At 35.4% G+C, this 6,909-nt stretch carries 6 protein-coding genes; 3 read left to right on the top strand and 3 right to left on the bottom strand.

The features are described 5' to 3' along the window. Positions 1–306 precede the first annotated feature (306 nt). Together FYJ58_RS06505 and FYJ58_RS06500 are read left to right on the top strand one after the other, a co-directional pair. Entirely contained in the window at positions 307–1,488 is a 1,182-nt protein-coding gene (locus FYJ58_RS06505; RefSeq protein ID WP_154518924.1) for an FprA family A-type flavoprotein, read from the top strand. Between the two features lie 36 nt (positions 1,489–1,524). Further along, positions 1,525–1,701, top strand: a complete 177-nt coding sequence (locus FYJ58_RS06500) for a DUF4250 domain-containing protein (protein WP_154518922.1) — start codon at positions 1,525–1,527, stop codon at positions 1,699–1,701. Positions 1,702–1,786: 85 nt separating this feature from the next. On the opposite strand, the gene FYJ58_RS06495 is transcribed toward FYJ58_RS06500, so the two are convergent. Beyond that, the gene (locus FYJ58_RS06495; protein WP_154518920.1) at positions 1,787–2,443 is read right to left on the bottom strand and encodes a YigZ family protein; all 657 of its coding nucleotides are present in this window, start codon (positions 2,441–2,443) and stop codon (positions 1,787–1,789) included. Positions 2,444–2,685: 242 nt separating this feature from the next. Here FYJ58_RS06495 and FYJ58_RS06490 point away from each other — a divergent pair, with 242 nt between their 5' ends. Then, positions 2,686–5,391: a transglycosylase domain-containing protein gene (locus FYJ58_RS06490; protein WP_154518918.1), complete on the top strand. Its 2,706-nt coding sequence runs from the start codon at positions 2,686–2,688 to the stop codon at positions 5,389–5,391. Between the two features lie 85 nt (positions 5,392–5,476). On the opposite strand, the gene spoVAE is transcribed toward FYJ58_RS06490, so the two are convergent. After that, entirely contained in the window at positions 5,477–5,833 is a 357-nt protein-coding gene (spoVAE, locus tag FYJ58_RS06485; RefSeq protein ID WP_154518916.1) for a stage V sporulation protein AE, read from the bottom strand. Further along, positions 5,833–6,870 carry a stage V sporulation protein AD gene (gene spoVAD / locus FYJ58_RS06480; protein WP_154518914.1) on the bottom strand — a complete coding sequence of 346 codons (1,038 nt, stop codon included), beginning with the start codon at positions 6,868–6,870 and terminating at the stop codon, positions 5,833–5,835. The genes spoVAE and spoVAD overlap by 1 nt, the downstream gene beginning before the upstream one ends. Positions 6,871–6,909 lie beyond the last annotated feature (39 nt).

Below are 6,909 nucleotides of genomic sequence, written 5' to 3'. Positions count from 1 at the left end.
TAACTTTAGCGAAACAATATCTTTTACAAAATGATATTTTCACCAAGGGGTAAGTGCGCCCTTTTTTAGTCAGATAATAAAATCAAAATTTTTTCATTTTTCTATTGACATTTATTAGCTGGACTTTACATTTCAATATTCTTCATTATATGTCACGATTAAAAAAGCGTCAATCCTGCAACAAAATTATTCCATATATTTTTCCAATCCTTTCCATGGACAGTAAACATTTCCTAGTTGCTTTCCATCCTTTCTAATAATATAATAAAATCAACTTATAGTTATAGTTCTAAAAAGGAGGATTTTATGAAAGCAATACAGGTAAAAGAGAATATTTATTGGGTAGGAGCGATCGACTGGTCTGTACGAAACTTTCATGGCTATACTACAAACCGCGGAGCAACTTATAATGCCTACCTGATTTTAGATGAAAAAGTCACTTTAATTGATACCGTAAAAGAACCTTTTAAAGAAGAATTATTGGAACGAATTTCTGATATAATCGACCCTGAAAAAATTGATTATGTCGTTTCTAACCATGTTGAAATGGACCATTCCGGTTCTATTCCCCGCATTATGGAAGTATGCAAAAACGCTGAGATTGTCACAAGCTATCCAAGTGGTCTAAAAGGATTAACAGCCCATTATGGTAATTCCTATCGCTATAAACCCGTAAAAGCCGGTGAAAGCCTCTCCATCGGAAAAAGAACTCTCTCATTTGTTCCAACACCAATGCTTCACTGGCCTGACAATATGGTAACTTATTGCCCTGAAGAAAAATTATTATTTTCAAATGATGCTTTTGGACAGCATTATGCCTCTAGTGAACGATTTGACGATGAGTCTCCACAATCTGTCGTAATGGAAGAAGCAAAAAAATACTACGCGAATATTATCATGCTTTACGGAAAACAGGTACAGGGTGCCATGCAGGTTGTCAATACTCTGGATATTGATATGATTGCACCAAGTCACGGCATAATCTGGCGTTCCCATGTTAAGGATATCCTATCTGCTTATCAGACATGGAGTAATAATAATCCTGAAACTGGGGCAGTTGTCGTATTCGACAGCATGTGGCATTCAACAGAAATGATTGCAAAAACAATTGCGGAAGCATTTACGGAGAAAGGAATCTCTGTTAAATTTTTTGATTTAAAAGAGATTCATATGTCCGATATTGTTCCATACATATTGACTTCAAAATATATTGCTGTTGGATCACCTACATTAAATAACGGAATGCTTCCTACTGTAGCTGCTTTCTTATGCTACTTAAAAGGACTTTCTCCAAAGAACAGAAAAGCCTTTGCTTTCGGTTCTTACGGCTGGGGCGGACAAAGCATTGGGCAGGTTGAAGCCGAACTAAAAGCCTGCGGATTCGATTTGTGTCTTGATGCAATCAAAATTCCTTATATTCCATCCAAAGAACAATTAAACGAAATTCACGATAAAATAATTCGTTTGGATTCTGAAACAGAAAACTAAAAATAAACGTATCTTATATCAGAAAGAAGGTTTTATATGACAATTCCAAACGATCCGGTTATGCTTCTTAGCTATATCAATACACAATTGCGAGATTATTATTCTAATCTGGACATACTCTGTGAAGAATTAGAGCTTTCAAAAGATTTTATTATTGAGACATTAAAAACAATTGATTATGAATATAATCTTACACAAAATCAATTTGTATAATAACTATCTGCTATATTATGCCTGCGGCGGGTCACAAAAGCGACATCTTTCATACCGCCGCAGTACAATTTTTATCAGATGATTCTTACTCTTCAAATACTAAAACTTTACCATCTAAAATTCCAAAATACAATACATCAAGCTCCTCCATCTGCACTTGCCCTGCACTTGCCTCTGTAACCTTTTTTATAAACGCTTCATCTTTTTCTAACGGAACTAAAAGTTCCATAGACACTACCTCGGTATATTCCGTATTCAAAGCTGTCAAACCCATTTGTCCGATAATATATTGTAATTTTCCAATTCCATTATAGTCTGTCTTTATCTGATATTTTTTCGCCTGATTTTTTTCTACGATTTTACTATTGCAAAGCCCCTCTTTCACTGCACGGCCATAAGCTCTCACAAGTCCGCCCGTACCCAATAGTGTACCACCAAAATATCTTGTCACAACTACAGCGGTATCATGAAGACCTTCTCCTAATAATACATCTAACATTGGTCTTCCTGCCGTCTTAGAAGGCTCGCCATCATCACTGCATCGTTGAATCTCCTGTCTTTTGCCAATTATATAAGCAGAACAATTATGATTAGCATCCCAATATTTCTTCTTCATGCGCTCAATAAATTGAATTGCTTCTTCCTCCGTTTTTACGGGTACAACAGTTGCAATAAATCGAGATTTTTTTTCAACAATCTCTCCCTCTCCACCTTCATATACAATGTTATACTTCTCTACCATATCCTGCTCCTTATTACTTCTAATTCCATTTATTTTGTCAATATTTATAGTTTATCACAGGTTATCAAACTTTTAAACCCGTTCTGCTTATTAACTGCTTACACTAATATCTTAGAATACTTGTCGAATTTTATCAGATTGTTTTTTCTTTCTAATTTAATTATTCCTTTATTTCATTATTATTATTTGGTATAATAAGCAATAGGGTTTGCTTATCGCAGCATTTCCTTAGGAGGTGTATCATGAATTTTAGTAAGAAAGGAACCGATGCCAAGCAAAAACAAATTAAATCTAAAAAACGTAAATTACTGTCAAAATTAAATGTAGCTTTTTTTAGAACAATTTTAATTTGTTTTTTAATTTGTATCATTGTCGGAATATTTGCTGGTGTTGGTGTATTAAAGGGACTAATTGACAATGCTCCAAATATTGATTCTATAGATGTTGCACCAAGCGGTTTCTCAAGTACATTATATTATTCAAATGGTTCACCGATTAAAAAGTTAATCGGTTCTGATGCAAATCGTGAATATGCAACTTTAGATGAAATTCCCAAAAATGTCCAAAATGCTTTTATTGCAATTGAAGATTCTCGATTTTGGACTCATAATGGAATTGATATAAAAGGTATTTTCCGTGCTTTTTTCAATGGCATTTCTCAAGGAGATTTTGATGAAGGTGCAAGTACTTTAACACAACAACTTTTAAAAAATCAAGTTTTTAATGGAGGAAGCGAATCTACCTTTATTGCAAAAGCAGAACGAAAAATTCAAGAGCAGTATTTAGCGATTCAATTAGAAAAAAAATTATCCAAAGAACAAATTTTAGAATATTATCTTAATACTATTAATCTTGGACAAAATACATTAGGTGTGCGAGCAGCTTCCAGACGTTATTTTAATAAAGATGTAAGCGAACTTACTCTTTCAGAGGCTACCGTTATTGCCGGAATTACTCAGAATCCTTCCGGTCTGAATCCAATCACACATCCGGAACGAAATAGCGAAAAGCGCACTATTATCTTAAATTACATGAAAGAACAAGGTTATATATCGAATTCTGAATATAAAGAGGCATTAAAAGATGATGTATATGCCAGAATTCAAATCGTCAATGAGAAAAACTATGCGGATAAATCCGCTTCAATTAATAGTTATTTTGTAGACGAGCTAATTAACCAGGTAATTGAAGATTTACAGGAAAAATTAGGATACAGCGAAACTCAGGCGGTTAATCTTCTCTATCGAGGCGGTTTAGAAATTCATACAACTCAAAATAAGAAAATGCAGTCCATTTGTGATTCTGTATTTTCTGATGAATCTCTATATCCTTCCAACTCGAAATGGTCGCTCACTTATCGTTTGTCCGTAATGGACAGCAATGGAAAAGAACATCATTATTCCGAACAAGATTTAGAATCTTATTTTATTAATGAACGGAAGCAATCTTCGTTCCATTTACTGTTTCAGAAAAAAGGTGATGCAAAGGCATATATTAAAGAATTTAAAAGTCATATTTTAAAGAAAAATGATAAAATTACCGGAGAAGTTACAGATTACACAATTGAACCCCAGATTTCTTTTGTTCTTATGAACCAAAAAAATGGTAAGGTTCTTGCTTTAGTAGGCGGTCGTGGTGAAAAAACGGCCAGTCGTACTCTAAATAGAGCAACCGATTCTCCAAGACAACCTGGATCTACCTTTAAAATTGTGTCTACTTATCTTCCTGCACTTGATACAAAGGGAATGACGCTCGCCACTGTTCAAGATGACAGTGAGTATTACTATCCTGACACAAAGAAAAAAGTAAAAAACTGGAACGGAGAAGCTTATAATGGACTTACAACATTACGTCAGGGTATTTATAATTCCATGAACGTTGTAACCGTAAAAACATTGGTCGATGTAACACCCCAAGTTGCATACGATTATTTATTACGTCTTGGTTTTACTACTATTTATGACAACTATACGGATGCTGCAGGTAATTCTTATACGGATATCCAGCTTCCTACTGCTCTTGGTGGGCTGACGAAAGGTGTCACAAACTTTGAACTCACAGGAGCTTTCGCTGCAATTGCCAATAAAGGAGTCTATACCAAGCCAATCTTATATACAAAAATTATAGACCACAATGGAAAAGTATTGATTGATAATGAGCCTGAAACAAGACGGGTTATGAAAGATACCACTGCCTGGCTTTTAACAAATGCAATGGAAGATGTTGTTAAAATCGGAACCGGAGGTAAAGTACGATTTGACCAGATTTCCATGCCAATTGCAGGTAAAACCGGTACAACCTCTAACAATAAAGACTTATGGTTTGTTGGCTACACCCCATATTATACAGCCGGTATCTGGGGCGGTTTTGACAATAACCAATCGCTTACCGATACTTCTTTCCATAAAAACCTTTGGCGAATTGTTATGCAGAAACTTCATATCGAACTTGGTAAAGAATATGTTGAATTTGAAAAACCAAAAAATATCGTCGCTGCAACAATCTGTACAAAATCAGGAAAACTTGCTGTTGACGGTTTATGCGATGGACATATTAGAAAGGAATACTTTGATGCTTCTACCGTTCCAAAAGAGAAATGCGACCGACATGTAAAATATAGAATCTGTAAAGATTCTGGTGAATTGGCAGGTGAATATTGTCCAATCCATTCAATTATTGAAAAAACATTTCTTGTAAAGGATGAAACAGGAACTACAGCAGATACGCCTTATGTAATATCCTCTAGTAAGGTAAACCGTACTTGTCATATTCACAATGCTTCCACTATCTATGAGGAAACGAAGGAGCAGACTAGCAATCCTTCTTCCGACCGTGGAAATGATATCGCTACATCAAAAGAAAAAGCGGAAAAGGTAAAAAAAGAAGAGGGAAAAGAAAAGAAAAAGAACGAAAAAATTCAGCAAGAAGATGAGAAAAAAGATTTCTAATTAAAAAAGGAACTATGTGGACTGGCCAACAAACCCACATAGTTCTTTTATCTATATTAAAAGCAACCGGTTGCTTGAAATATCCTTATTTTTTCATTTTAGGGGAAAATAAAAAGGATGCAATATATCCAAATATCAATGCTGCCGAAATTCCTACTGCTGACGCTTTAAAGCCTCCTTCAAATACGCCAATAAATCCATGCTTATCAACTGCCTCTTTTACCCCCTTAAACAAAGTATTTCCAAATCCCAATAATGGAACAGTGGCACCCGCACCTGCCCATTTTGCAAAAGGCTCGTAGATTCCTACTGCACCTAAAATTGTTCCAAGGCATACTAAAATAACCATAATCCTTCCTGGCATTAGTTTTGTATTATCCATAAGAATTTGCACCAAGGCACATATAATACCTCCAATGATAAAAGCTCTTACATAATCCATTATTCTGTCACCTCCAATACAACACCATGGGCGATAGAAGGTACAGAGTTACCTTCATTAAAACTGACAGGTGAAAGCAATGCACCTGTTGGAACAAATAGTACTTTCTTCCACTCTTTTTTTCTCATTCTATCTAAAATGTGTCCGCACAAAGTAATTGCACTGCATCCACATCCGCTTCCACCACTATGCGTATCCTGTTGTTCCTTGTTATATATTTGAATCCCACAATCCATATAACAATCTCCGATTGCGTATCCTTTTTCCGAAAGCATATCTAATAAAATATCTTTTCCCACATATCCCAAATCTCCTGTTATAATTTGATCGTATTCATGTTCATACAATCCAAAATCTTCCAAATTATTCACTATAACATCAAAAGCTGCCGGAGCCATACATGCTCCCATATTCATAGAATCTTTTATTCCATAGTCAATTACTTTACCTGTTGTAATTCCTTTGATACAAATGTGGACGGGATTTTTATCTTCTTCTTTCTTTCCAATAATCACTGCCCCACTTCCGGTAACTGTCCACGTAGCAGAAAGCGGTCTTTGGTTTCCATATGCCAACGGAAAACGAAACTCTTTTTCGGCTCCGGCAAAATGACTTGATGTCATCGAAATCACCCTGTTTGCATAGCCCCCATCAACTAACATTGCTCCTAATGAAAGTGCCTCTCCCATTGTTGAACATGCTCCATATACTCCAAACATTGGAATATTTAAACTCATCGTTCCAAAAGACGAAGCAATCATCTGTCCCAGCAAATCACCCGATATTAAATATTCAATATCACATTCTTTCAAAGACGCTTTTTCAATTACTTTTTGTGCCGCTCTTTTTTGAAGCTCGCCCTCTGCATCTTCCCATGTATTTTTTCCAAGCATCGGATCCTCTTCAATACAATCGAAGCATTTTCCAAGAGGACCCTCTCCTTCCTTTTTACCTGCAATGGAAGCTTCACTAATAATACAAGGCATATGAGAAAAGGTGACACTTCTTTTTCCTGTTCGTTTGGATTCATTTTTCATTTTTTATTCATGTTCCTTTCGTTTCAATTTCCTTCAATT

Origin of the sequence: Velocimicrobium porci (assembly GCF_009696045.1) — a bacterium.
In the GTDB taxonomy this organism is placed as follows: Bacteria; Bacillota; Clostridia; order Lachnospirales; family Lachnospiraceae; genus Velocimicrobium; species Velocimicrobium porci.
This window is presented reverse-complemented; position numbering and strand designations above follow the sequence as displayed.

Bases quoted from the DNA above. Each gene is read 5' to 3' on its own strand.
- FYJ58_RS06505 (WP_154518924.1), top strand. From the start codon at position 307: ATGAAAGCAATACAGGTAAAAGAGAATATTTATTGGGTAGGAGCGATC.
- FYJ58_RS06500 (WP_154518922.1), top strand. From the start codon at position 1,525: ATGACAATTCCAAACGATCCGGTTATGCTTCTTAGCTATATCAATACA.
- FYJ58_RS06495 (WP_154518920.1), bottom strand. From the start codon at position 2,443: ATGGTAGAGAAGTATAACATTGTATATGAAGGTGGAGAGGGAGAGATT.
- FYJ58_RS06490 (WP_154518918.1), top strand. From the start codon at position 2,686: ATGAATTTTAGTAAGAAAGGAACCGATGCCAAGCAAAAACAAATTAAA.
- spoVAE (WP_154518916.1), bottom strand. From the start codon at position 5,833: ATGGATTATGTAAGAGCTTTTATCATTGGAGGTATTATATGTGCCTTG.
- spoVAD (WP_154518914.1), bottom strand. From the start codon at position 6,870: ATGAAAAATGAATCCAAACGAACAGGAAAAAGAAGTGTCACCTTTTCT.